Genomic DNA, 24075 nt, shown 5'->3' with positions numbered 1-24075 from the left:
CGGGGCGCGCGGACAGGACTTCAGGCGTTCACCGGCTCGGGCACGGCCCGCGGGCGGCCGCGGACGCCGAGCGTCGCGCACGCATCGGCGACGGGGCGCACCTCGACCGACATGCCGTGGGGCAGGCTCGGGCAGCGCTGGGCAATCGCGGTGGCCTCATCGAGGCCGCTGACCTGGAGGAGAAAGTAGCCGCCGATGCCTTCGGTCGATTCCGGGAAAGGGCCGTCGGTGACGCGTTCGCCGCGTGGGCCCGAAACCACCCGGCCCGTGGGGGCGAGGGGATGGCCGTGTTCGACCTTTCCCTGGGCGGCGAGGCCGTCGTACCAGGCATTCCACTGTTCCAGGAGTTGCTGTCGCTGGTCAGCCGACATCGCGCGATACGTCTCGGGCGACGCGTCGCGGAAGATGATCATGTAGGGTTGGGTGGGCATGGGTATGGGTGGGTTCGAGCGTCAACGAACGAGGACTGGTCGGAAGGACAATTCGCGACGCAATTTTCTTGGTTTGGCATCGGCAATTCTCCGAGCCAGGGTCCCGGGATGCGACCCAAGCGCGGCGTCGATCACGCCCACGCGGCGCCGATGCGTCACCAGGCGATGCCGTAATCCTCGCCGGTGTCGGAGGCGGCGCCCTGGAATGTCCCGCGCGCGGAATCGATCCGGATCGCCGTGGTGGGGGCGTAGACGCGCGGGAGGGTTTCCACCTTGTAGCCCATGCGGGTGAGCTGCGTGCGCACCCACTCCGGAACGTCCTGCCGCACCTCGAGGCGTCCCGGCTCGGAGCGATGGTCGCCGAAGGAGGACTGCATCTGGTAGCTGGCGAAGTTGGCGGCCTCGGCGGCCTGCTGGACGTCCATGTCGAACTCGACGACGTTGAGGAAGAACTGGAGCAGGTTCTGGTCCTGCGAATCGCCGCCCTGGACGGAGAAGGCGAGGAACGGTTTGCCCTGCTTGAGTGCGAGGGAAGGCGTGAGCGTGACGCGCGGGCGCTTGCCCGGTTCGAGGACGTTGAAGGGATTCATGGCCGGCTCGAAGACGAAGCTCTGCATGCGTTGCGAGAGTCCGATGCCGGTGCGCCCGGCGATGACGGCGGGAATCCAGCCGCCGCTCGGGGTGACAGAGATCACCCAGCCGCTGGCGTCGGCGGCCTGGATGGACGTGGTGCCGATGCGAAAGACCTCGTCAGGGGTGAGAGCGGAGACCTGAAAACCCGCGGGGCGTTGGGCGGAGCGGGCGGGAGTGGGCGTCCACTTTTCCAGCAGCGCGGAGTAGGGGTTGGTTTCGCCTTGGAAAGGATAAGGGTCTCCCGGGCGGGCGCGGGGATCATTGCGCTCGAGGTTGAGGAGCGGGAGACGCGCTTTCGCGTAGTCCTTCGACAGCAGGCCGCGGATGGGCTCGGCCGGCGGGAAAGCGGGATCGCCGTAGTAGAAATCGCGATCGGCGAACGCCAGGTTCATCGCCTGGTAGACGGTATGGATGTAGCGCGCGCTGTTGTAGCCCATCGCGCGGAGATCGAAAGGCTCGAGCAGATTGAGCGCCTGGAGCATCGCGGGACCCTGGGTCCAGGTGGTGAGTTTGTAGACCTCGACGCCCTTGTACGTCGTCGAAACGGGTTCCTCGAGCTGCACGCGCCAGGTGTCGAGGTCACGCAAGGTGAACAAACCGCCCTGCGTCCGGACGCTGGCGACGAGCTCCTGGGCGATGTCACCGCGGTAAAAGCGATCATAGGCGGCCATGATGGCGGACTTGCGGTCGCGACCGGCGGCGAGAGCGGCGCGTTCGGCCTCGACGAGGCGGCGCAGGGTGGCGGCGAGCTCCGGTTGCCGGAAAATATCGCCGGGTTGTGGGGCGGCGCGCCGGCTGGCGTCCTTGGGGTCGAGATGCGGCAGGAAGACACGGCGCGAGTCCGGCCAGGCGGAGATCTGCGTGCGGAAACGTTCCATGGTGTCAGCCGCCTGCGCCTCGATGGGATAGCCGTCCGCCATCTCGATCGCGGGCGCAAGGACCTCGGCCAGCGACAGCGTGCCGAACTCGGCGAGCATGACCATGAGCCCGCCGGGCGTGCCGGGGGTGACCGCGGCGAGCGGGCCGTACTCGGGCGGAAAATCCATGCCCTTCTGGCGGTAGAACTCGACGGTGGCGCCGGTTGGGGCGACGCCGAGCGCGTTGACGCCGATCACGCGACCGGTCTTCGGATGGTAGATAAGAGCCTGGGTTTCGCCGCCCCAGCCGAGGGTGTCCCACATGGTGCACGTGGCGGCGAGCATGGCGCAGGCGGCATCGATCGCGTTGCCGCCTTTGGCAAAGGTGAGCGCGCCGGCGGAGGCCGCGAGCGGCTTGCCGGTGACCGCCACCCAGTGGCGACCGTGCAGGATGGGCTTATTGGTCCGGGGCGACTGGGCGAACGTCGGGGCGGCGGAGCCGCAGAGGAGAGCGAGAACGGCGAGTGCGGAGCGGGTGGGGAAGCAGCGCGACATGGCAAGCGAGACGGGTGGTGGTGGAAACGGTAGCGGCGGGGCGCGGGGCGTCAAAGCGGGTGTCTGACCGTTGCCGGAGGCGGGGGCCGGGGCCTGTCGAGAGGGGGAGCGGCGGCCGGCCGGCGGCCAGGCACGACGGGACAACGATTTGGGCCGGCTCACAGCTGGGTTGACAACCCCCGCGCGGCCCTGCTCCTTTTGTCCCCTTTCTATGGCCAGCATCGTCCTCGGAATCCTCACCTTTATTCTCATCCTCGTCTCGCTGTTCCTCGTCCTGGTCGTTCTCGCCCAGAAATCGAAGGACGGTGGCATGGGTGCGGCGCTGGGCGGCGGTGCTGCCGAAGCGGCCTTCGGCGCGGAGACGAACAACGTGCTGAGCAAGTCGACCATCTACGCGGCCATCGTATTTTTCGTCCTGGCGTTCGTGCTGTATCTCGGCCGCATCTGGGAGCGCTCGCATGCCAATGCGGCCGCCGACAACGCGTTGCCGACGGTTGAGGCTCCGGCAATGCCGGCTCCGGCCACGACGCCCGCTCCCGCGACCGCTGCGCCGGCCCCGACCGCGACGACCAGCACGGCGCCCGCGCCGGCTCCGGCGACCAAGTAGCCGCATGCTGGGGACGTCCATGTTTACCTTTACGCCCGCCCGGCTTCGGCGGGCGTTTTTTATTGTGGCGTTGGCGACGGCCGGCGCGGTGTTCGCCGGCCCGCCGACGGCGGGCACGCAGGCTCCGCTGGCCCAAGTCGGCAAGCCGACGGCGGCGGAAGCTGGCCGCATCCTTGAGCAGTTTCGGCGCTCGGGGTGGCTCGGCTACGTGGAGTTCGAACTGCGCGCCCTTCCGCGGCAGGGCGACGAGAGGGTTTATCAAGGGCGTCTCTGGGGTGGCTTCAACGGGCAGGGAGCGGTGACCAGGATCGAGCTCACCGACGCCCAGGGCGTGGTGCAGCGATTTCTCCTGCAGAATGGCGAACAGGCTGCAGTCTGGCGGGTCCGGCTCGGCCGGCCGGAGGTGGTCCAGGGCGCGGCGCTCCTCGACCCGTTGATCCCCGGCGTGGAGGTGAGCGCGTTCGACCTGCAGATGCCGTACCTTTACTGGCCCGAGTTTGCGGTGGAGAGCGTGGTCCGCATGCGCGGGCGCCCGGCCTACACGTTTTTGTTCACCCCGCCGGCGACCTTCGCGCGGGCGCACTCCGGGCTGCAACGGGTGCGCGCGTATTTCGACGCGCAATACAGCGCCCCGATGCAGACCGAGTTCACCGACGCCAAGCGTGTCGTGAAGACGGTGTCGCTCGTGGACCTGAAGAAGGTGGGGGAGCAGTGGATCCCGCGCTCGTTCGATATCCGCAACGAGGTCACACGGGACAAGACGCGCTTCGTCGTCACCGCGGTCGCGCTGCGGTTGGAATTTGCGCCGCTCGTTTTCGAGCCGGCCAGCCTGACGGAGGCGGTGCAGCCGCCGACGGACCGGCTTGTGCGGGTGGCCCCATGAAACGGCCGGTCCCCTTGCGGGCCGTCGTGTTCGATTTCGACGGCACGATCGTGAACAGCCTGCCGCTGGTGCTAGCTTCGATCGCGCACGCGCTGGCGCCCTTTGGCGGCGCGCCGACGATGGACATCTTCGCGCGGCTTGGCGGCCCCCCGGAGCGGTTCCTGCCGGAGCTGCTGGCCGACCCGCGGCACGCGCCCGAGGCGCTGGCGCGCATGGACGCGTATCATCAGGCGAACAACCATCTCCTCGAGGTGTTCCCCGGGGCGACGACGCTGCTGGCGCAACTGGCCGCGGCGGGGATCAAGACGGCGGTGTGGACCGGTCGCGACCGCCTCTCGACCGAGTTGCTGCTGCCGACGCTCGGCCTGCAGCCGCATTTTGCCACCGTCGTGTGCGGCGACGACCTCGCGACGCACAAGCCGGATCCCGCTGGGCTGAGGGAAATCATGCGCCGACTTAGTATTCAACCGGCGGAGACGCTATTTGTCGGCGATGCCGATGTCGACGTGCTGGGCGGCAGTGGGTGCGGAGTGGATACAATCCTGATCCGGCATGCGCGCGGGATTGCGCCGGCGATCGCCGGACGCGCGTGGCGCGTGGTCGCCGACCCCGCCGAAGCGTACCGGACCGTAGCTCAAGCCGCCGGTTTGCCGGTGCAGGTTTAGCGGACGTATCACCGGTGTGGAGTCAGACGCGTGACCGCGCGAGTCGTTGCGCACCAATAATAAAAGCAGTATTTTGTTGCCGCCCACCGCAGGAAAGTGGCAGTAATGCTGCGTCGTAGCTCGTTGCCTGCGACGCACGTATGGCCAAAACATCCCGCAAGGCTTCTGCCCCCCTCACGTTCGATCTGCCCGAGTCACTCATTGCTCGGATTGAGACTTGTCGGAAAGGTCATGGATACGCCACCGCGAGCGAAGTAGTGCGTACCGCGATCGCCGGCTTCGACTTCGATACCTGCGAACTGGACCGCGATCCCCACCGCCAGATTTCCGTGCGGATCACCAACGACCAGCGCGCGACCTTGAAGCGTTTTTCGAAGAAGAAGAATGCGAGCGTCGGAGAGCTGCTCCGCCTGGCCCTCGAGGCCATGCCGGACCGCCCCAAGCGCAAGCGCTAGGCACGTCCCGGTCGGTGTCGTCACTCGGTGGGCCTGGGCCTTCCGCGCTGGCGTTTATCCAAGTCCAGCCGCGGTTGGAGAAGGGTGTCGCGTGATCCCGCGGCAGCTGGATGCACGTGACACACTCTGTCGTGCCCCGGGCTTGCTTTTGCCATCTGCGCCCCGTTTCGTCGGCCCGTTTTCTCCATGAGCATAACTCCCGCCCCCTTGTCCAGCTGGGCTCGCAACGTCTCGCCGTCCCCAACCCTGGCCGTCGACGCCAAAGCCAAGGCGATGATGGCCGCCGGCGAGGATGTGTGTGGGTTCGCCGCCGGCGAACCTGACTTCGATACCCCCGACCACATCAAGGACGCGTGCATCGCGGCGCTGAAGTCAGGGAAAACCAAGTACGCGCCGACACCGGGCATCGAGCCGCTGCGCCAGGCGATCGTGGAGCGCTACGCCGCCGAGTACGGCCTCAAGGCTACTGTGGGCCAGGTCGTCGTTTCGCCGGGCGGAAAGTTCAACTGCTACCTCGGCGTGCTGGCGACGTGCTCGCCCGGCGACGAGGTGATCGTGCCGGCGCCCTACTGGGTGAGCTACCCCGAGATGGTGAAGCTCGCCGGCGCGGTGCCGAAGTATGTGCTTGCTGATGACCGCACCGGGTTCCGCCTGACGCCCGAGATGGTTGAGGCCGCGATCACGCCGAAGACGCGCCTGCTGATTCTCAACTCGCCCTCGAATCCCACCGGCGCGGTGTACTCGCGCCAGGAACTCGAGGCCATCGTGGCCGTCGCGCTGAAGCACAATCTCTACATCCTCTCCGACGAGATGTACGAGCATCTCATCTACGACGGCCTGAAGCCGACCTGCGTCGCCACGCTCGGCAAGGAGGTCGAGGCGCGCACGATCACCGTCGCCGGGTTCTCCAAGACGTACGCGATGACCGGCTGGCGCATCGGCACCACGGTTGCCCCGCTGCCGATTGCCAAGGCGATCGGTGAACTGCAGAGCCAGATGACGTCCAACGTCACCACTTTCGCCCAGTTCGGCGCCCTCGCAGCGCTCACGCAAAAGGAGAAGACTGCCGCCGCCCTGCAGATCATGCTCACCGCGTTCGACCGGCGCCGGAAGCTGCTGCACTCCGAGTTGAACAAGATCCCGGGCGTCTCCTGCCTCCTGGCCCAGGGCGCGTTCTATCTCTTCCCCAAGATCGCCAGCTTCGGGCTGAAGGACATGGATTTTTGCTCGCGCCTCCTCGAGGAGCAGAAGGTCGCCGCCGTCCCGGGCAGCGCCTTCGGCGCCGAGGGCTACCTCCGCCTCAGCTACGCGACCAGCGACGCCGTCATCACCAAGGGCGTCGAGCGCCTCGCCAAGTTCTGCGCCAGCCTGAAGTGACGCGTCCGCCCGGCGGGGCGGCGTCGTTACGCTGCCCCGGGCGCACGGTTCGCGCGGCGTGCGGACCAAACCCGGTCCGCGCGCATCCAGATATCTGAGGCGCCTGCGGTGGCGTGTCGCCACTCCGTGCGACGCGGCTGGCCGTCGCGTCGCCGGGCGTCGCCCCGCCACATCGGCGCGTCACGCGGCGCCACAACCGCGGATCTGGGCAATAAGGCGGTGCACGTTCTCCGGTGCGATCCGGTCGGTGATGACCGAGCGTGGGTAGTGTGGCTCCACGTCGAGGCGCACGCCGTCCTCGGCGCCCGGCCGCACGAAATCCTCGACGAAGTCCATACCCCCGCGCGGCCGCATCCAGCGCCAGTAGGGATCCGGATCCTCCGACTCGATCAGGACCTCCGCATGCAGGAAGACGTGGCAGTAGAGCGTCAGGTCCCGGAACGAGGCGAACCAGGTGGGAGGAGTAACCAGCTGATCTCGAATGATGAGGGCCATCGTTCGTGCGGGTGAGATGCAAGGACTGTGCCATAACCGACCGCAGAATCCACCACTGGAGCCAGGCTCCCGGGGCTTCCCGGCGCTCCGCGATCCGGCCGGGGAAATTTGCCTTTCGATACGCCGCGTTCCCGTCCAACGTGATTCCCTTTTCTTTCCATGAGCACTCCTCGTCCGCCAGTCCTCCTCGTGATCCGCGATGGTTGGGGTAAGAACCCCGACCCCGCCCAGAACCAGACCAACGCGGTGCACCTCGCCAAGAAGCCGTGCGACGACCGGCTCCACGCCCAGTATCCGTTTGCTCTGGTCAAGGCCTCGGGCCTCGACGTCGGCTTGCCGGATGGCGTCATGGGCAACTCCGAGGTCGGCCATGAGAACATCGGCGCCGGCCGCATCGTGGACCAGGAACTCGTGCGCTTGAACAAGCTCTTCTCCGAGGGCCGTCTCGCGACCAACAGCGTGTGGCAGGCCGCCATCGCGCGCGTGAAGAGCAAGCCTGGTGCGCGCCTCCACCTCATGGGCATTGTCAGCGACGCTGGCGTGCATGGCATGCTCGAGCATCTCTACGGCATCCTCCGCCAGGCAAAGGCCGACGGCCTCAACGCCAACCAGGTCTTCATCCACGCGTTCACCGACGGCCGCGACACGCCGCCGAGCAGCGGTCTGGGCTATGTGAAGCAGGTCGAGGCGCAGTGCCAGAAGATCGGCATCGGCCGCATCGCCAGCGTCTGCGGACGCTTCTTCGCGATGGACCGCGACAACCGCTGGGACCGCGTCAGCAAGGCCTATTGGCTGCTCACCGGCAAGCAGGCGCTCGCCACCGCCCCGAGCGCCGTCGCCGCCGTGCAGCAGTATTACGACAAGCCCGCCAACGATTCCCAGAAGGGCGACGAGTTCATCGTCCCGACCTGGGTCGTCGGCGCGGACGGCAAGCCCGTCGCGACGATCGGCAATGGTGACTCCGTGGTGTTCTACAACTACCGTGGCGATCGCCCGCGCGAGATCACGAAGGCGTTCGTCATCGATGGATTCAAGGACTTCGACCGCGGTGCGAAACTCGACCTCTACTACGCCACGATGACGGAGTACGAGTCGGGCCTCCCGGTGAACGTCATCCTGCCGAAGCCCGAAAAGCTGAAGAACATCCTCGGCCAGGTCGTCAGCAACGCCGGGATCGCGCAGTTCCGCTGCGCCGAGACCGAGAAGAATCCGCACGTCACGTTCTTCTTTAATAATTACCGCAAGGATCCATTCCCCGGCGAAGAGCGCGCGTGCCCGGCGAGCCCCAAGGTCGCCACGTACGATCTCGCCCCCGAGATGTCCGCCGCCGAGGTCACCCGCCTGGCCAAGGAGGCCATCCTCTCCGGCAAGTTCGGACTGATCGTCGTCAACTTCGCCAACCCCGACATGGTCGGCCACACCGGCTCGCTTCCGGCTGCCATCAAGGCCGTCGAGACCACCGACCGCGGCGTGGGCGAACTGCTCGAGGCCCTCGCCAAGATGGGCGGCAAGGCCCTGATCTGCGCCGACCACGGCAACGTCGAACAGATGTGGGATCCGTCCGTGAACGGCCCCCACACCGCGCACACCCTCAACCTCGTCGAGGTGTTCGTCGTCGGCTCCGAGTTCGCCGCCGGCAAGACCAAGATGCGCTCGGGCGGTCGGCTCGCTGACCTCGCGCCTACCATCCTCGCGCTCATGGGCCTGCCCAAGCCCGCCGAAATGACCGGCGAAAGCCTCGTCGTGGGCTGACGCTCGACTGCCCGTTCTGCGGCGCCTCCCGTTGCGTCGCGCCTGCCAGCCCGATCTCCGGATCGGGCTGGTTTGTTTTCCGGTCCACCGCCTCCGATTCAATGCTGGCCCAATGATCTCGCGTGCGCGCCAGGAGTACGCGGCCAGGATCAGGAGGGATCGATGCCTGCAATTATAATTAACTACGGACGAGTCACTAACGGGATAATGTCCAGATACTCAGGATAATGTCCGGATTCCGTCGGAATAATGTCCGGATACTCCGCGGCCTCGAAGTCGCGCGGCTCACAGAAAACCGCGGCGTTCGGTTGCTCGCCCACGGCTTTGGACGCGTTCATCAGGCTTCCAGCCAGGTCGGCAAACCCGCGTCTGCGGTCCCGCCGGGCAGTTGGCGTAGCTCGCGGCTAAATCACGGGCGGGTCGCGCGGCGGAAACTGAGCGTCGGCAACGGCGCGGGCGACCAGCACCACGGCGCGCGCTCGTGCCGCAGTCGACGCGTGCACCGGCGCATGATCGTTCGACACCAAGTGCTTCTGCCGGCCCGCGGTCGTCTCGCGCGCCCAGAGGAGGTCGCGGTGGTTGAAGCCGACTTCGAAGCTCCGGCCCTCCGTTTCTACGCGATAGCTCCAGGCCTCAACGTCCGCCGAGAGCACGCTGACCCGGGCACCGGCCACGCCGACTTGGCGTAAGTCGGCCTCCAACGCCTGCTTCAGGTGACTTTCGATCGGGGACATGCCCGGGGAGCGTGCCGCCCGACGCCGGCGGCCGCAATCCCGATGGTGATCCGCCCCACGTCGCCCGGGACCGAGCCTCCTGGGCCAGTTTGAGGCATCGCCCCAGCCCCTGGCGCATTGACGGAGGCTGGTGACACGGCTATCTACTGGCCCGGGGCCAAACGTTATGGATGCGGACGACAAATTGACGTCGGACATCCTTGCTGCGCTCGCGTGCATGCCATTCGAGCGGCAAGCGGAGGCGATGCGTGATTCGGTCAGCACGGGACTGAAGCATCTTTCCACCCAGCGGCTTTGCGAAATCCGCCGGCGCATTGAGCTCGAGATGGACGAAACGAATCCCGCCGTGCGAACCACGATGGAGTTGATCGATGGCCAACTCGCGCTGCGCGAAATCGCCGGCGGCGCCTTCTGGCGCTGAGCGCCGCGCGCGGCGCCCTCAAATGTCAGATGTCGGACGTCAGAAATCAGATGTCAGAGATCGGGCGTCAGAGATCGGAGGCCAGACCGCGCCGTTCCGTCACGTCAGTCCGATCGGTCAAATCTGATCGGCCTTTCTCTGCATCCGCGCCGTTCGACGTCTGGGATCGGGCTGACATCTGACGTCTGACAGCCGACATCTGATCCCACGCTTCTGGGCTGGTATTCAGGGCGAGAACCCGTTCAGCATGCGGGCCTTTCCCCCATGAAGAATCCACTCCTCCCACTGGTGTGTGTATCGGCCATGGCGTTTGCCATGATGTCCCCATCGGCGTTGCAGGCGCAGGCTTCGAAAGTCGCCTTCCCGCAACCAAGCCCGACCGCCACGCTCAAGCAACGCGTGGGGGTGACCGACATCGAGATCATCTACTCCCGCCCGGGCGCGAAGGGCCGCGAAATCTTCGGCGGTCTCGTGCCGTACGGCGAGGTCTGGCGCACCGGCGCCAACGCCGCGACCAAGATCACGTTCAGCACCCCGATCAAGTTCGGCGGGGTGGATGTCGCCGCCGGCACGTACGCCCTGTTCTCCATTCCCGACCAGAAGGAGTGGACCGTCATTCTCAACAAAGTGAGCGGGCAGTGGGGCGCGTATCGTTACGACGCCACCAATGACGTTACCCGCGTCAAGGTTGCGCCGACGAAGCTCGGAGAGGCGATCGAGACGTTCACCATCGACGTGAACGATATTCGCGACGACTCCGCGACGCTTGTGCTCGCGTGGCAGAACGTGCGCGTGCCGGTGAAACTCGAGACCAACCTCGTCGCGCAACTCGTGCCGCAGATCGAGGCCGCGACGTCCGGCACGGAAAAAGCCGACGCGCGCCTGCTCTTCTCCGCTGCCACCTTCTACCTCGATCACGATCTCGACCTGAAGAAGGCCAGCGCGTGGATGGATGCCGCCATCGAGCAGAATCCGAAGGCGTTCTACATGTACTATCACAAGGCCCGCATCCTCGCGAAACTCGGCGATAAGGCCGGCGCGACGGCCGCGGCCAACAAGTCCATCGAGCTCGCGGAAGGTTCGGCCAAGGCCGAGTACACCCAGCTCAACCAGAAGCTCCTCCAGAGTCTCGGCCAATGAGGCGGCGGTCCGGGCCGGGAATCGTGCGGACGACGACGCTGCCGGGATGGGCGTGGCTCCGGCGCCGCGGCCTCCCTGGGCTCCTCCCGGCCCTGGCCGGACTTCTGCTCGGCCTGAGCGGGCTGCGCGCCGCTCCGGCCGAGGCCGCGCGACCGGCGATCGAGCCGGCCGCCGCGGCGGCGCTGCATGACCTGCGGGCGTTCGCCTCCCTGGGGCGCGTCCTCTATGTCGCGGCGCACCCCGACGACGAAAACACGCAGTTGATCGCCTTTCTGTCGCGGGTGCGCGGATACGATGTGGCGTACCTTTCCATCACGCGGGGCGATGGCGGCCAGAACCTGCTGGGCCCGCAACTCGACGAGAAGCTGGGCGTGGCCCGCACGCAGGAGCTGCTGGTCGCGCGCCAACTCGACGGCGGTCGGCAGTTCTTCACGCGCGCGATCGACTTCGGGTTCTCCAAGACGCCGGCGGAGACGCTCTCCCTCTGGGACCGGCGCGAGGTGCTCGGCGATGTGGTCCGGGTGATCCGGCAGTTCCGGCCCGACGTGATCATTTCGCGTTTCCCCGTGCCGCCGCTGAGCGGGGGCCACGGCCAGCATACGGCGGCGGGCATTCTCGCCCGCGAGGCCTTCAAGGCGGCCGCCGACCCCGCCGCGTATCCCGAACAGATGGCGCAGGGGCTCGCGCCCTGGCAGGCGAAACGCATTTTCTGGAACGTGTTCCTGCGGGGGGGCGAGTCCGCGGGCCCGACGCTGAAACTCGACGCCGCGGGACAGGATCCGGTCACCGGCGAGGCCATCAGCTCCATCGCGGCGCGCAGTCGCGCCATGCACAAGACCCAGGCCTTCGGCGATTTTACCAACCGCCCCGCGGCGCCGGGCCGCCCGGCGCGAAGTGAGGTTGAGAACCTGGTGCTGTGGGATGGCGAACCCGCGACGTCCGATCTGATGGACGGCGTCGATACGTCCTGGGCACGAATCCCGGGTGGAGCGCCGATAGGAGAACTCGCGAAGCAGGCCATCGCAACGTTCCAGCCGGACCACCCTGGCGCCAGCGTGCCCGTGCTCCTGGAGTTGCGGCGCCGTGTGGCGGATCTGCCGCCGCATCCTCTGCTCGCGGACAAGCGTGCCCAACTGGACGAGGTGATCCAGCACTGCCTGGGCCTGGAGGTGACCAGTCTCTCGTCGCGGTCGAGCGTGCTTGCCGGCGAAACGGTGCCGGTGCACGCCGCGCTCCGCGTGGAAACGACGCTGCCGGTTCGCTGGCTCGACGTGACGCTGGGCACCAGCCGCACGCCGATCAATGAACCGGTCAGCGCGACGGGCCGCTTGGCGCGCGAGTTGAACTACGCCGTGCCTGCGGATGCCCCGCTCACGCAGCCGTACTGGCTGCGAAGCTCCGCGACGGTTGGCATGTACGGCGTCGACGAACCGCGCCTGATCGGCCGGCCCGAGAATCCACCTGATCTTCCGGTGACCTACACCGTCCAGGTGGACGGCCAGGTCCTGACCCTGCGCGACCGGCTGCAATACGCCGAACCGGTCGGCGCCGTGACGCCCGAGTCGCCTGCGCCGACGAAGCTCTCGCCAGTGGCGATCGTACCGCGGGTCACGCTCTCGTTTGTCGGCGGCCCGGCGGTTGTCCGTCCCGGCGCGAAGACCAGGGTCGTGCTGGAGTTGGTTGCCAGCCGCGCCAAGGCGGCGGGTCACGTGGCGCTCGAACCTTCCGAGGGGTGGACGGTGTCGGCGCCCCAGCCGTTCGCGCTGGAGCGCGAAGGCGACCGGGTCCGGCTCACTTTTGAGGTGGCGGCGCCGTCCACCGCGGACACCGGCTCCCTCGGAGCGGTGGCGGAATGCGGCGGCCGGCCATGCCGCACCGATTCGATCACCATCCAGTACCCGCATATTCCCCGGCAACTCCTGCAGCCCGCCGCGCGGCTGCGGCTTGTCAGCGTGCCGGTCGAGACCCGCGGGCGCTCGGTTGGCTACGTCATGGGGGCAGGGGACGACGTCCCTGACGCGCTGCGCCAGCTTGGATACGAGGTCACGCTGCTGAATGGCGCGACGATCACGGCCGAGACGCTGCGGGCCTTCGACGCGGTGGTGGTTGGCGTCCGCGCGTTCAACACGCGTGCCGATGTCGCGACGCTGGTTCCGGCGCTCAACGCCTACGTCGAAGCCGGCGGCACCGTGGTGGCGCAGTACAACTGGGAACGAAACTTGAAGCAGGAGACGATCGCGCCCTTCCGCCTCCACCTCTCGGGACGGCGCGTGACCAACGAGGACGCCGCGGTCACTTTCCTGGCGCCCGAACACCCGGTGCTCACGACGCCGAACCGGATCACGGCGGCTGATTTTGCCGGGTGGGTCCAGGAGCGTGGCGTGTATTTCCCGGACACCTGGGATGCCGCGTTCGTGCCGGTCCTGGCGATGCACGATCCGGGCGAGGAACCGCTGCAGGGCGCGCTGCTGGTCGCGTCGTATGGCCGCGGCCACTACGTTTACACCGGTCTGGCGTTCTTTCGACAGTTGCCCGCGGGCGTGCCCGGGGCGTACCGGTTGTTCGCGAACCTCGTCTCGCTGGGGCAATCGACCAAGCCATGAGCCTCGTTCCGCCTCCGCCAACCGCTGCGGCCGCCCCGGCCGATGACCCGGGCGTGCCGCGTCTGCGCACGTGGCGGGGCGTGTATGGCTTCGTCCTGGCGTGTTTCGCCGTGATGGTCGGCCTGCTGGCGTGGTTCACGCACGCGTTCGCGCCATGAACCTTCTGGATTACGTCGTTCTGCTCGGCTCGATGCTGGCAATCGCCGGGTACGGTGTGTGGCGGGCTCGCGGCCGGCACAACCTGTCGGACTTTCTGCGCACGGACCGCGCGGTCGGCTGGGGGACGATCGGGCTGTCCGTCATGGCGACGCAGACGAGCGCGATCACGTTCCTCTCCACGCCTGGCCAAGCCTATGAGAGCGGACTCGCGTTCGTGCAGAACTATTTCGGCATGCCGATTGCGCTGGTGATCGTCGCGGCGGTGTTCGTGCCGATTTACCGCCGGCTGAAGGTGTTCACGGCCTACGAGTACCTCGGCATCCGGTTTGACGGCAAAACCCGGCTCCTGGGCGCGGCGCTGTTCCTCCTCCAGCGGGGCTTGGCGTCGGGCATCACCATCTACGCTCCGGCGATCATCCTCTCGACGGTCCTCGGCTGGCGGCAGGATCTGACGATCATCGCGACGGGCGTCTTCGTGGTCGTGTACACCGTCAGCGGCGGCAATGAGGCGGTGAGCCAGACGCAGAAGTGGCAGATGGCGGTGATCTTCGCCGGCATGGTCGCGGCGTTCGGGATGGTGCTCTACCGGCTGCCGTCGGACCTCGGCTTGGGCGACGCACTCTCGGTGGCCGGCACGTTCGGCAAGCTCGAGGCGGTCGATTTCTCCTTCAACCCCAACACCCGCTACACCGTGTGGTCGGGCATCCTCGGCGGCGTCTTTCTCTTCCTGTCGTACTTCGGCACCGACCAGTCGCAGGTCGCGCGGTATCTCTCGGGCACCTCGGTGCGCGAAAGCCGGCTGGGGCTGATGTTCAACGCGCTGTTCAAGATCCCGATGCAGTTCTTCATCCTGCTGCTCGGCGCGCTGGTGTTCGTGTTTTACCAGTTCGAGCGGCCACCGGTGTTCTTCAACCAGGCTGCGTGGGCCGCGCACGCGACCGGCGAGACCGGCGCGAAGCTGCGCGCGCTCGAGGGCGACTACCAGGCGGCGCACGCGGAGAAGCGGGCGCGGGTGACGGCGTGGCTCCAGGCGCGCGAGAGCGGCGACGCCGGCGCGGAGGCCGCGGCGCAGGGCGCGTTGCGCGAGGCGGCGACGCACGCCGAGGGCATCCGGCAGCAGGCCAAGGCGACGCTCGCCGCCGCGGATCCCTCCGTGAAGACGAACGATGCCGACTATGTCTTCATCACCTTTGTCCTGCAGCAAATGCCGCACGGCCTCATCGGACTGCTGATCGCGCTGATTTTCGCGGCGGCGGTGTCGTCGCTGTCGTCCGAACTGGCCGCACTGGGCGAGACCACCGCCGTCGATTTCTATGCCCACGTGGTGCGGCCGGGGCAGTCCGACGCGCACAACGTCTCCGTTGCCCGGTGGCTCACGGCAATGTGGGGTGTCGTCGCAATCGGCTTCGCGCTGTTTGCGAACGTCGTGGAGAACCTGATTCAGGCGGTGAATATCCTCGGCTCGATCTTCTACGGCCCCGTGCTCGGCATCTTCCTCGTCGCATTCTTCCTCAAGCGGGTCGGCGGCACCGCGGTGTTTGCCGGCGCCCTCGCGGCGCAGGCTCTTGTCATCGTCCTGTTCTTCACCCTGAAGATCAGCTTCCTGTGGCTGAACCCGATCGGCTGCGCGGCGTGCGTCCTGGCAAGCGTGATCCTGCAGGCGCTCTGGCGCGCGCGGCCGGGCGCCGCGGGCCCCGTGACGGCCTGATCCTCGCAACGCTCGCCCGCCGTTCGCGTCTTCCTCATACCTCTTCCCCCTTGAGCACCGGCCCCGTCATTTGCTTCGGACAACAACCGTGCGGCTTCTTTCCCCGGCGGTTTCTCTACGCCAAGTTTGTGTCCGCGCGTCGGCTGCAGGCGGAGATCGGGGGCGAGATCGTGTTCTTCTTCCACGATGCCGACCATGATCCGCGCGAGACGCAGACCATCCTGCGGCATCGCAAGACCGGCGAACCCGCCCAGTTGAATTTCGGGTTCGTCAACAAGGTGCAGCGCAAGTGGTCGCCGCTCTACCTCAAGCGCATCGCCGATGGCTGGCAGGCCAACACCGCGCGGCAACTGGGGGCGTACGTGCCGGCCGAGTGGGTGGAGCGCTTTCGCGCGGTGCGGGCGACAAACGTGGCGGATTTCTGCCTCGAAATGTACCGCGCTATGGGACTGCTGGAGGGCGTGCGCGTCGTCCGTTCGAGCGATCCCGCCGTGCGGCGCGCGGCCTGCGCGGTCGACGACTGCTTTGTCGATGTGCCGTACGCCGGTGAGGTTGTGCGCGCCCGCCGGATCGGGGGCGAACTGAAGCTGCATGAGGGCGGGGACTGCTACCTGACGGTGCCGCCGATTGCCTACGGTCCGGAGCAGGTGACGCCGACCCGCGACACGCGGCTCCGCTGGATGCAATCGGTCATTCGTTGCACGCACTACATCGCGGGTGCGGGCGAACAAGCGTACTTGCGCCCGGAGGACGCGCCTGAGATCACGTTTCGCCAGCGCGACCCCATCGATCGCTCCGACGAAGCCTACGTGCCAGGCGACCCCATGATCTCGCCGCGCCCGGTTCAGCCATGAAACCTGCCTCCACCCCAGAAACTACCACGATCCTCGCGTTCGGTGCGCATCCCGATGACATCGAGTTCGGCTGTGGCGGCGTGATCGCCCGGGAAACCCAGGCCGGCCGCAGCGTGCGGTTCGTGGTTTGCTCGCAGGGGGAATCGGCCACGCACGGGCTGGCCGCGCGGCGCGTGGAGGAGGCGCGGCATGCGGCGACGCTGCTGGGCGCCACGCTCGAGTTCATGCAGCTCGGCGGAGACGCCCATTTCGAGATCAACGTCGCCCAGGTGCTCCGGCTGGCGGAGGTGATTCGACGGACCAAGCCGAAGCTCGTGCTGGCGCCGACGACCGTGGAGAACCAGCACCCCGATCACGCCAAGCTTGGCCGGATGGTGCGGGATGCGGCGAGACTTGCGCGGTACGGCGGCGTGAAGGAATTGCAGGCGCACGCCGCTCACGCCATCGACCAGCTCCTCTTTTATGCCGTGACGCCGGGGGCGGAACCTCGCGACGGCGCGCGGGTTCTCATCGACGTGTCCCAACCGAAAGTCATGGCCGTCTGGAAAGCCGCGATGGAGGCGCACGCGACGCAGCGGCAGACGCGCGATTACGCCGAGCTGCAATTGACGCGCGCGCGGCTCAACGGCCTGCTCGCCGGTGTCGCGTATGCGATCCCGCTCTGGCCGAACGACGAACTGGTGTTCGACTCGCTGGAGCCGCTCGGGCGTGCCGCGCGCCGCTTCTAGAACGTCATCCGCTTCATGACCACCGCGCGGCCCCTTCGCATCGGCATCACCTGTTACCCCTCGGTGGGGGGCAGCGGGATCCTGGCGTCGTCGCTCGGCGAGGAACTCGCGGCCCGCGGGCACGATGTTCACTTCATCAGCTACGAGCGCCCCTTCCGGTTTTCGGGTGACGGGCCCCGGCTGCATTTCCACCCGGTCGAGATCAACGACTACACGCTCTTCAAGTATCCGGACTACACGCTGCCGCTTTCGGTGAAGATGGCAGAGGTGAGCCGCACTGTCCGGCTCGATGTCCTGCACGTGCACTATGCGGTGCCGCACGCGACGGCCGCGGTGCTGGCGCGATCGATGTTGCCGCCGGAACTGCAGCCGCGGGTGGTGACGACATTGCACGGGACCGACACGACCTTGCTCGGTCGGGATCCGGGATACGGGCCGGCGATCCGGCATGCACTGGCGTGCTCCGATGCCGTGACGGTGGTTTCAGACTGGCTGCGGGAGGAGACGCGCCGGCTGCTGGCGTTCGAGGGGCCGATCGACGTCATCCACAATTTCTTCGCGCCGCGCCGGCCGCGCCGGACCGCGGCGGAGGTGCGGCGTGAATTGGGCCTGGGCAGCGAGGCGATGCTGCTGCATCTGTCGAACCTGCGGGCCGTGAAACGCATCGACCTGCTTCTCGACGCCGTCGCACGCGTCCGCCCGCGCGAAGGGTTCAAGCTGGTGATCCTGGCGGGTGGGGACTTTACGCCGTTCGTCGATCATGTGCGACGGCTCGGCATCTCGGACCGCGTGATCGTTCGCCAGCGCGTCAATGAGATCGAGGACTACCTGCAGGCTGCCGATTGCGGGGTGTTCACCTCCGAGAGCGAGAGCTTCTGCCTGAGCCTGCTCGAGATGATGTGCTTTGGCCGTCCGAGCGTGACGACCGCCGTGGGCGGAATCCCAGAGGTGGTGGAGAATGGTGTGAGCGGCGTGCTGGTGCCGCCGGGCGATGCCGACGCCGTGGCGCGGGCCATCGAAGGCCTGCTGGGCAACCCGACGAAGCGCGGCGAGCTCGGTCGCGCAGCGGAGCAACGGGCGCATGCGCACTTTGCCCCGGCGGTGATCGTCCCGCAGTACGAAGCCCTCTACCGCCGGGTTTGCGAAGCCCCCGTCGCCGCCGGCCCGCGTTAACGGCCTCCGCCGCACGGCGCCCGTAGGCCCCGCCGCACCTTGGTCCCAGTCCGAGCGTGTACGCGTACGTGCCAGCCGGAAAACCTGCACCGCGACCGATGCCCGCACCGGCATCCGGCCGAAAATGACAAAGTGACGCCGACCCCATTCGGACGGGTTCAGCAACGTCACTTTGTCAGTTTTCAGGTTCGGCGCGGGCGCTTCTGACGGGGCGGGATAGGGAACATCACGAGCCCGGCGGCAACAATGGCCCGCCATGCCGTTCACAGATGCCGAAGGTGTTCCGCTGTCGACGTATCGACTGCAGCTGCGCAAGGACTTCCCGTTCGATGCCGCGCGCGGACTGCTGCCGTACTTCGACGACCTGGGCATCACGCATTGCTATCTCTCGCCGATCTTCATGTCGGCGCCGGGGAGCACGCACGGCTACGATGTCAACGACTACCATCGGATCGACGCGGAGCTGGGCGGACGCCAGGCGTTCGACGCGTTCGCAAAGGCGGCGCGGGCGAGGCGCATGGGGCTCGTTCTCGATTTTGTGCCCAACCACATGGGCATCCACGGCTCGTCAAACCGCTGGTGGCAGGACGTGCTCGAGTGCGGCCGCAGCTCGCCGCATGCCGACTTCTTTGATGTCGACTGGAACGATCCCTTCCAGCCCGGCCGCACCCAGGTCCTCGTCCCAGTCCTCGACGACCAGTACGGCGTCGTTCTCGAGGCCGGCCGCCTGGCGATCGGGTACGAGGATGGCGCGTTCTCCGTTCGCTACGCCGACCTGCGCTTTCCCGTCAGCCCTGCCACCTACGCCATGCTCCTGGCGGGTGCGTCCGAGCAGCCGGAGTGCACCGAGTCGGCCCGTGACCGGCTGCGCGCCATCGCGGAGGCCTTCCGCTCGCTCCCGCTGTCTCGCGGGGCTGACGAGCCCATTGGTCGCCGGCCCCGCAACGAGCTCAAGGCCCAGCTCGCTGCCGCCGCCGAGGCCGATCCCGGCGTGGGCCAGGCGATCGCCGCGCATCTCGCCGTGGTCAACGGCCCCGAGGGCGGGCCGCATGACCGCGACCGGCTCGACGAACTCCTCGCGCAACAACACTACCGCCTCGCCCACTGGAAAACCGGCGCCCACGAGGTGAACTACCGCCGCTTCTTCGCGATCGATACGCTCATCGGCCTCCGGATGGAAAACTCCGAGGTCTTTCGGGAAACCCACCGCATCCTCGGGGGCTTTATCCGCGACGGCATCGTGGCAGGGGTCCGCATCGACCACATCGACGGGCTCCGCAACCCGCTCGAATACCTCGAGCGCCTCCAGGGTCTCGCGCTCAAGGAGCGGGAAACCGCCACGCGGCCCGTCTACGTCGTGGTCGAAAAGATCCTCGAGCCCGGCGAGGAGATTGACCGCTCCTGGCCCGCCCATGGCACCACCGGCTACGAGTTCATCCGCCAGCTCAGCGGCCTCTTCGTGGCCCGCGCCGCCGGCGCGAAACTCGACGCGCTCTATCGCGACTTCACCGGTGAGCAGGACTCATTTCGCGACGTCGTCTACCAGAACAAGCGCCTCGTCTTGGACGAGATGTTCGCCAATGCCGTCGTCCAGCTTTCGCAACGCCTCTCCAACCTCGTCGCCAGCGACCGCCGCTGGCGCGACCTCACGCGGTTCGAACTCAGCGTCGCCGTGCGCGAGATCATGGCCGCGCTCGGCGTCTACCGCATCTACCGCCGCATGAATGCCGAGTGCCGCCCGGAGGACGCGCGCGAGATCGAGCACGCCTGCAAGGAGGCGATCCGCCGCAACCCCCGTCAGGACCCGCAGCCGTTCCAGTTCGTGCGCGACGTCCTGGTCGGCCGCTATCCGCCGCCGTCCGCCACCCAGGAGTACCGCGAGTCGCTCTGGTGGTGGGTCCTCACCTGGCAGCAGTACACCGGCGCGATCATGGCCAAGGCCGTCGAAGACACTGTCTTCTACGCGTACAACCGGTTCATCGCCCTGAACGAGGTGGGCGGTGATCCCGATGCCTTCGGCGGCACCGTTGCCGCCTTTCACGCCGACGCCGCGCGCCGCCGCGAGACCATGCCGCACACCCTCCTCACGACGTCCACGCATGACACAAAGTTCGGCGAAGACGTCCGCGCCCGCCTCTACGTCCTCTCCGAACTCGCCGACGAGTGGCGCGACTGGGTGTACGAGTGGCACGCCATGAACGTTCGCCACAAGACCTCCGTCGGCGGCTGCCTGGCGCCCGATGCCAACGAGGAGTACCGAATCTACCAGACCCTCCTCGGCTGCTGGCCCATGCCGCCGTTCACGCCCGACGAGGCCTTCCGATCCCGCCTCAAGGAGCACCTGCGCAAGGCGACCAACGAGGCGAAGCGCAACACCCAGTGGCTCCACCCCAACGAGCGCTGGCTCACCGCCTGCGATCACTTCATTGACGGCCTGCTCGACCGCGCGACGGGCGGCGACTTTCTCGACAGCTTCGCTCCGCGCGCCCTGCTCCTGGCCCACCTCGGGCTCGTCAACTCGCTCGCCCAACTCGTCCTCAAACTCACGACGCCCGGCGTGCCGGATTTCTACCAGGGCTGTGAAACCTGGAATCTCACGCTGGTCGACCCGGACAACCGCCAGCTCATCGCCTGGGGACCGCGGACCCAGGCCGCCGCCATGGCGGCGAGGCGCCCCTGGCGCGAGCTCCTGCGCGACTGGCGCGAGGGCGGGATCAAACTGCGGCTGACGCGCGACCTGCTCCGTTTCCGCCGGGCTCACGCCGCCTTGTTCCAGGAGGGAAGCTACGAGGCCGTCGAGCCGCAGGGGCGGTTCGCCGAGAACCTCGTGTGCTTCGTCCGCCGCTGCGGCGGCCAGACTCTCCTGGTCGCGGTGCCGCGGTTCAGCTCGCGCCTGGGTTGCCCGCCGCTCGGCCTGGTGTGGGAGGATACGTGCGTCACCATTCCGGATGCCGGCTTCCGGCCGCCGGCTGCCGCGGGCTGCGCGCCGACCCCCGCTTGGCGCGATGTGCTCACCGGTGCCGAGTTTGCGTCCGGTGGCCCGTTGCCGTTCGCGGAGCTCTTCCGCGAACTGCCGCTCGCCGTCCTGCATCTTGGCGCGCCGCATTGACGGGGCGCGTCCATCCGGCGGCTCTGGCCGAACCACGACGCGGGTGGGCAGGCGCAGTACGCGCGCGTGCCGTTCGCGGATGTCGGGCCGATCAAGATCGAGAGCGATCTGCCGTGAGGGTGCGTCGGATCGAAGTAAAGGTGAGAGTAAAAGTGGGGGTGGAAGACGGAAAATGAGGGAGAGCGTTTTTGGGGGCTACTCGCGGCGGAGGAGTTTGACGACGTCGGCGCGCATGGCGCGGCGGGCGGGGAGCCAGCAGCCGAGGGCGGCGGCGACGAGCAGGAGGGCGGCGACGCCGCCATAGACGAGCGGATCGGTGGCGCTGGTTTCGTAGAGGAGACTCTGGAGAAAGCGGGTGAGCCCCCACGCGGCGGCGCCGCCGATCACGACGCCAAGCGCGGCGAGGATGAGACCGCGGGAGAGCACGAGCCGGAAAAGTTGCTGGGGCATCGCGCCCAGGGCCATCCGCACGCCGAACTCGCCCATCCGCTCGGAGACGCCGTACGCCATGATCGCGAACAACCCCGCGACCGCCAGCCCCAGCGCGATCGTGGAGAGAACCTGGAGGACGGTCTTGGTGTAGCGCTCAGAGGCGATCTGCTGGTCGGCTGACTCGCTCAGCAACCGAAGTGGCATCGTTGCGATCAACGGGTTGATGCTAAACACGGCCCGCCGGATGCCATCGGCGAGAGCGGCATCGGGCCGACCGCTGGTGCGGATAAGGAGGGTGCACACCGTGTCATCGGAGTCCTGCCAGTAGGGATGCCAGAACTCGGGTTCAGGTTTGCCGCGGGCGTGAACATGAAGATCGCGGACGATCCCGACCACTTGCCAGGATTTCGGGCCAGAGGCCCAGGGGCACTCGAAGGTTCTGCCAAGCGGCTCCTCGTCGCCGAAGTATGCACGCGCCAACGTTTCGTTGAGCACCACCACCGGCGCACCTCCGACCACGGCGTCATCGAACCAGCGGCCCTTGACCAGAGACATGCCCAGCATGCGGTTGAAACTCGGCGTCGTCGCCGTTCCGCCCACCCGGATCTCGGTCCCGTCCGGGCGTTTGACATACCCCGACGACGTGCCTGCGAGCGGCACTGTGGTTGAAACAGTGATCGCCGAGACACCCGGGACCGCCCGGACCCTCGATTCCAGTTGCTCGTAGAATACCCGACGGGCGTCCGCGCTCTTGTAGGCGTCCCGTGGAATCTGCAGCCAGACGGCGGCTTTGTTCGTGAGGTCGAAACCACGATCTAGCCGGTCGAGTCGCTGTACGGTGCGAGCCATCAGCCCGGCGCCGACGAGGAGGACGACCGCGAGGGCTGCTTCAACGACGACGAGGAGCGACCGAACGGCGCGGAGTCGCCGGTTCTCGCCGAACGTGTGGCTCCCCTCGCTGAGCCCCTCCGTCACATTCGTCTGGCGGAGTCGCAGGGTCGGAAGGACGGAGACAAGGAGCGCGGTGCCGACGGACAGAACGCCCATGAAGCCGAGCACCCGCCAGTCGACGGAGGCGCGTCCGATTCCCGACGATCCGTCGCCGACGATGCGGATGAGAATGGGAAAAAGCCACTGCGCGAGTACGACGCCGGTGGCACTTGCCAGCGCGGTGAGGAGCAGGTTCTCGGCGACCAAAAGTCGGGCGATTTGCCAGTGGCTGCCGCCGAGCGCGAGCCGGACCACGAGTTCCCGGCGGCGGCTCTGCAGGCGAGCCAGCATGAGATTCACGGCATTCACACAGGCGATTCCGTAGAGGCATGCCACGGCGGCCAAAAGTGCCCAATAGGGGCCGGTCTTTTTCATCCGAGTGACCCGTTCAAGATAGGGTTTTACCTCGCGCCGCTGGTCTTTGAATGACCTCACCCACTTGGGCGCGATCGGGAGTTCGGCAGCGGCAATCTCCGCGTTGGCTTGCGCGCAAGTGGCGCCAGCGCGCAGCCGGGCGATAACGATGGCATAACCTTGGATGGGCCGTGCCGGATCGAAGACATTCGTCTGCGGCCGGTAGATGTCCGAGCCACCCGAAAGCGCGGGCGGTTCGAATCGTTTCGGCGTGACTCCGATGACGCGGCACGACGTCCCGTTCACGATTACGGATTTGCCCAGTACGGCTGGGTCGGCAGTGAAGCGCTCGCGCCACAGGTGATCGCTGAGAATCACAACCGCATCATTTCCCGGCTGATCTTCGTCCGGCAGGAAGCTGCGTCCCAGAGCCGGGATCGCGCCCAGCGTCGTGAAGTAGTCGAGCGACACGCTCCCTTGGCGGACGCCGATCGGGACACCATCGACGACCAGGTTGGCGAACGATGGCGCCATGGAAGCGTACGCCTCGATGGCGGGGACACTCCGCCGATAAGCGGCAATCTCAACGGGGTACGCCATGTTCAAAAAACCGAGCCGCTTGGTGTGCTGGCCAAGCACGACCAGCCGCTCGTGGAAGGGATAAGGCGGCGGCCGGAAGAGGATTCGATCCGCGACGCTGAAGATCGCGGTCGCGGCGCCGATGCCGAGGGCGAGCGTCAGGACGACGGCGAGCGTGTAGCCGGGGGATTTGGCCAGGGAGCGAAACGCGAACCGGAAGTCGTGCATGGAGGAGGACTCCTGTCAGTTGCCGCCGTGTGGAATGCGACGGGGTGCGCTGACACTGACAATCCGACGTCACTCAGGCAAGAAGAGGGAATGAGGGAGTAAGGGAGTGAGGGAATGAGGGGACGGATCGATCGGTTCTCGCATGCGTGAGCC

General features: G+C 67.2%; 20 protein-coding genes. 15 read left to right on the top strand and 5 right to left on the bottom strand.

Annotation, left to right across the window (positions count from 1 at the left end; all coding sequences use genetic code 11):
- Nucleotides 1–20 precede the first annotated feature (20 nt).
- Nucleotides 21–431 carry a YciI family protein gene (locus tag DB354_RS11705; RefSeq protein WP_107835807.1) on the bottom strand — a complete coding sequence of 137 codons (411 nt, stop codon included), beginning with the start codon at nucleotides 429–431 and terminating at the stop codon, nucleotides 21–23.
- Nucleotides 432–586: 155 nt separating this feature from the next.
- Nucleotides 587–2476 (bottom strand): gamma-glutamyltransferase, encoded by a 1890-nt coding sequence (locus DB354_RS11700; protein WP_107835806.1) that lies wholly within the window; start codon nucleotides 2474–2476, stop codon nucleotides 587–589.
- A gap of 211 nt (nucleotides 2477–2687) precedes the next feature.
- Between DB354_RS11700 and secG the strand changes: the two genes are divergently transcribed.
- From secG to DB354_RS11675, 5 genes are all read left to right on the top strand, one after another.
- Nucleotides 2688–3083 (top strand): preprotein translocase subunit SecG, encoded by a 396-nt coding sequence (gene secG, locus DB354_RS11695; protein WP_107835805.1) that lies wholly within the window; start codon nucleotides 2688–2690, stop codon nucleotides 3081–3083.
- 19 nt (nucleotides 3084–3102) lie between these two features.
- Nucleotides 3103–3966 (top strand): outer membrane lipoprotein-sorting protein, encoded by an 864-nt coding sequence (locus DB354_RS11690; RefSeq protein WP_158277496.1) that lies wholly within the window; start codon nucleotides 3103–3105, stop codon nucleotides 3964–3966.
- Nucleotides 3963–4631 (top strand): HAD family hydrolase, encoded by a 669-nt coding sequence (locus DB354_RS11685; RefSeq protein ID WP_107835803.1) that lies wholly within the window; start codon nucleotides 3963–3965, stop codon nucleotides 4629–4631. The genes DB354_RS11690 and DB354_RS11685 overlap by 4 nt, the downstream gene beginning before the upstream one ends.
- Before the next feature lie 257 nt (nucleotides 4632–4888).
- Nucleotides 4889–5086 (top strand): hypothetical protein, encoded by a 198-nt coding sequence (locus DB354_RS11680; protein WP_107835802.1) that lies wholly within the window; start codon nucleotides 4889–4891, stop codon nucleotides 5084–5086.
- A gap of 186 nt (nucleotides 5087–5272) precedes the next feature.
- Nucleotides 5273–6463 (top strand): pyridoxal phosphate-dependent aminotransferase, encoded by a 1191-nt coding sequence (locus DB354_RS11675; protein WP_107835801.1) that lies wholly within the window; start codon nucleotides 5273–5275, stop codon nucleotides 6461–6463.
- Nucleotides 6464–6643: 180 nt separating this feature from the next.
- Here the strand turns inward: DB354_RS11675 and DB354_RS11670 are convergent, their stop codons facing one another.
- The gene (locus tag DB354_RS11670; RefSeq protein WP_107835800.1) at nucleotides 6644–6958 is read right to left on the bottom strand and encodes a hypothetical protein; all 315 of its coding nucleotides are present in this window, start codon (nucleotides 6956–6958) and stop codon (nucleotides 6644–6646) included.
- Nucleotides 6959–7117: 159 nt separating this feature from the next.
- Between DB354_RS11670 and gpmI the strand changes: the two genes are divergently transcribed.
- Nucleotides 7118–8710, top strand: coding sequence for a 2,3-bisphosphoglycerate-independent phosphoglycerate mutase (gene gpmI / locus DB354_RS11665; RefSeq protein ID WP_107835799.1), 1593 nt, complete (start codon nucleotides 7118–7120; stop codon nucleotides 8708–8710).
- 404 nt (nucleotides 8711–9114) lie between these two features.
- Here the strand turns inward: gpmI and DB354_RS11660 are convergent, their stop codons facing one another.
- Nucleotides 9115–9444, bottom strand: coding sequence for a hypothetical protein (locus DB354_RS11660; protein ID WP_107835798.1), 330 nt, complete (start codon nucleotides 9442–9444; stop codon nucleotides 9115–9117).
- A 166-nt stretch (nucleotides 9445–9610) separates the two neighbouring features.
- Here DB354_RS11660 and DB354_RS11655 point away from each other — a divergent pair, with 166 nt between their 5' ends.
- The 9 genes from DB354_RS11655 to treY all read left to right on the top strand — a co-directional run bounded on the left by DB354_RS11655 (nucleotide 9611) and on the right by treY (nucleotide 21339).
- On the top strand, nucleotides 9611–9865 hold the full coding sequence (locus DB354_RS11655) for a hypothetical protein (RefSeq protein WP_107835797.1): 255 nt from the start codon (nucleotides 9611–9613) through the stop codon (nucleotides 9863–9865).
- Nucleotides 9866–10129: 264 nt separating this feature from the next.
- Nucleotides 10130–11005: a DUF2911 domain-containing protein gene (locus DB354_RS11650; RefSeq protein ID WP_107835796.1), complete on the top strand. Its 876-nt coding sequence runs from the start codon at nucleotides 10130–10132 to the stop codon at nucleotides 11003–11005.
- The gene (locus tag DB354_RS11645) at nucleotides 11002–13608 is read left to right on the top strand and encodes a PIG-L family deacetylase (RefSeq protein ID WP_107835795.1); all 2607 of its coding nucleotides are present in this window, start codon (nucleotides 11002–11004) and stop codon (nucleotides 13606–13608) included. Before DB354_RS11650 ends, DB354_RS11645 begins: the two co-directional genes overlap by 4 nt.
- Nucleotides 13605–13766, top strand: coding sequence for a hypothetical protein (locus tag DB354_RS22320; RefSeq protein ID WP_158277495.1), 162 nt, complete (start codon nucleotides 13605–13607; stop codon nucleotides 13764–13766). Before DB354_RS11645 ends, DB354_RS22320 begins: the two co-directional genes overlap by 4 nt.
- Nucleotides 13763–15475, top strand: coding sequence for a sodium:solute symporter (locus DB354_RS11640; RefSeq protein WP_107835794.1), 1713 nt, complete (start codon nucleotides 13763–13765; stop codon nucleotides 15473–15475). The genes DB354_RS22320 and DB354_RS11640 overlap by 4 nt, the downstream gene beginning before the upstream one ends.
- 50 nt (nucleotides 15476–15525) lie before the next feature.
- On the top strand, nucleotides 15526–16329 hold the full coding sequence (locus DB354_RS11635; RefSeq protein ID WP_199226840.1) for a hypothetical protein: 804 nt from the start codon (nucleotides 15526–15528) through the stop codon (nucleotides 16327–16329).
- Nucleotides 16326–17057 (top strand): PIG-L family deacetylase, encoded by a 732-nt coding sequence (locus tag DB354_RS11630; RefSeq protein WP_107835793.1) that lies wholly within the window; start codon nucleotides 16326–16328, stop codon nucleotides 17055–17057. The genes DB354_RS11635 and DB354_RS11630 overlap by 4 nt, the downstream gene beginning before the upstream one ends.
- Nucleotides 17058–17072: 15 nt before the next feature.
- On the top strand, nucleotides 17073–18230 hold the full coding sequence (bshA, locus tag DB354_RS11625; RefSeq protein ID WP_107835792.1) for an N-acetyl-alpha-D-glucosaminyl L-malate synthase BshA: 1158 nt from the start codon (nucleotides 17073–17075) through the stop codon (nucleotides 18228–18230).
- Between the two features lie 256 nt (nucleotides 18231–18486).
- On the top strand, nucleotides 18487–21339 hold the full coding sequence (treY, locus tag DB354_RS11620; RefSeq protein WP_107835791.1) for a malto-oligosyltrehalose synthase: 2853 nt from the start codon (nucleotides 18487–18489) through the stop codon (nucleotides 21337–21339).
- Nucleotides 21340–21534: 195 nt separating this feature from the next.
- Here treY and DB354_RS11615 read toward each other — a convergent pair whose 3' ends face one another.
- A complete protein-coding gene (locus DB354_RS11615; protein ID WP_107835790.1) occupies nucleotides 21535–23922 on the bottom strand; it encodes an ADOP family duplicated permease in 2388 nt (795 codons plus the stop codon).
- Between the last annotated feature and the right edge of the window lie 153 nt (nucleotides 23923–24075).

Origin of the sequence: Opitutus sp. ER46 (assembly GCF_003054705.1) — a bacterium.
GTDB lineage: Bacteria > Verrucomicrobiota > Verrucomicrobiia > Opitutales > Opitutaceae > ER46.
This window is presented reverse-complemented; position numbering and strand designations above follow the sequence as displayed.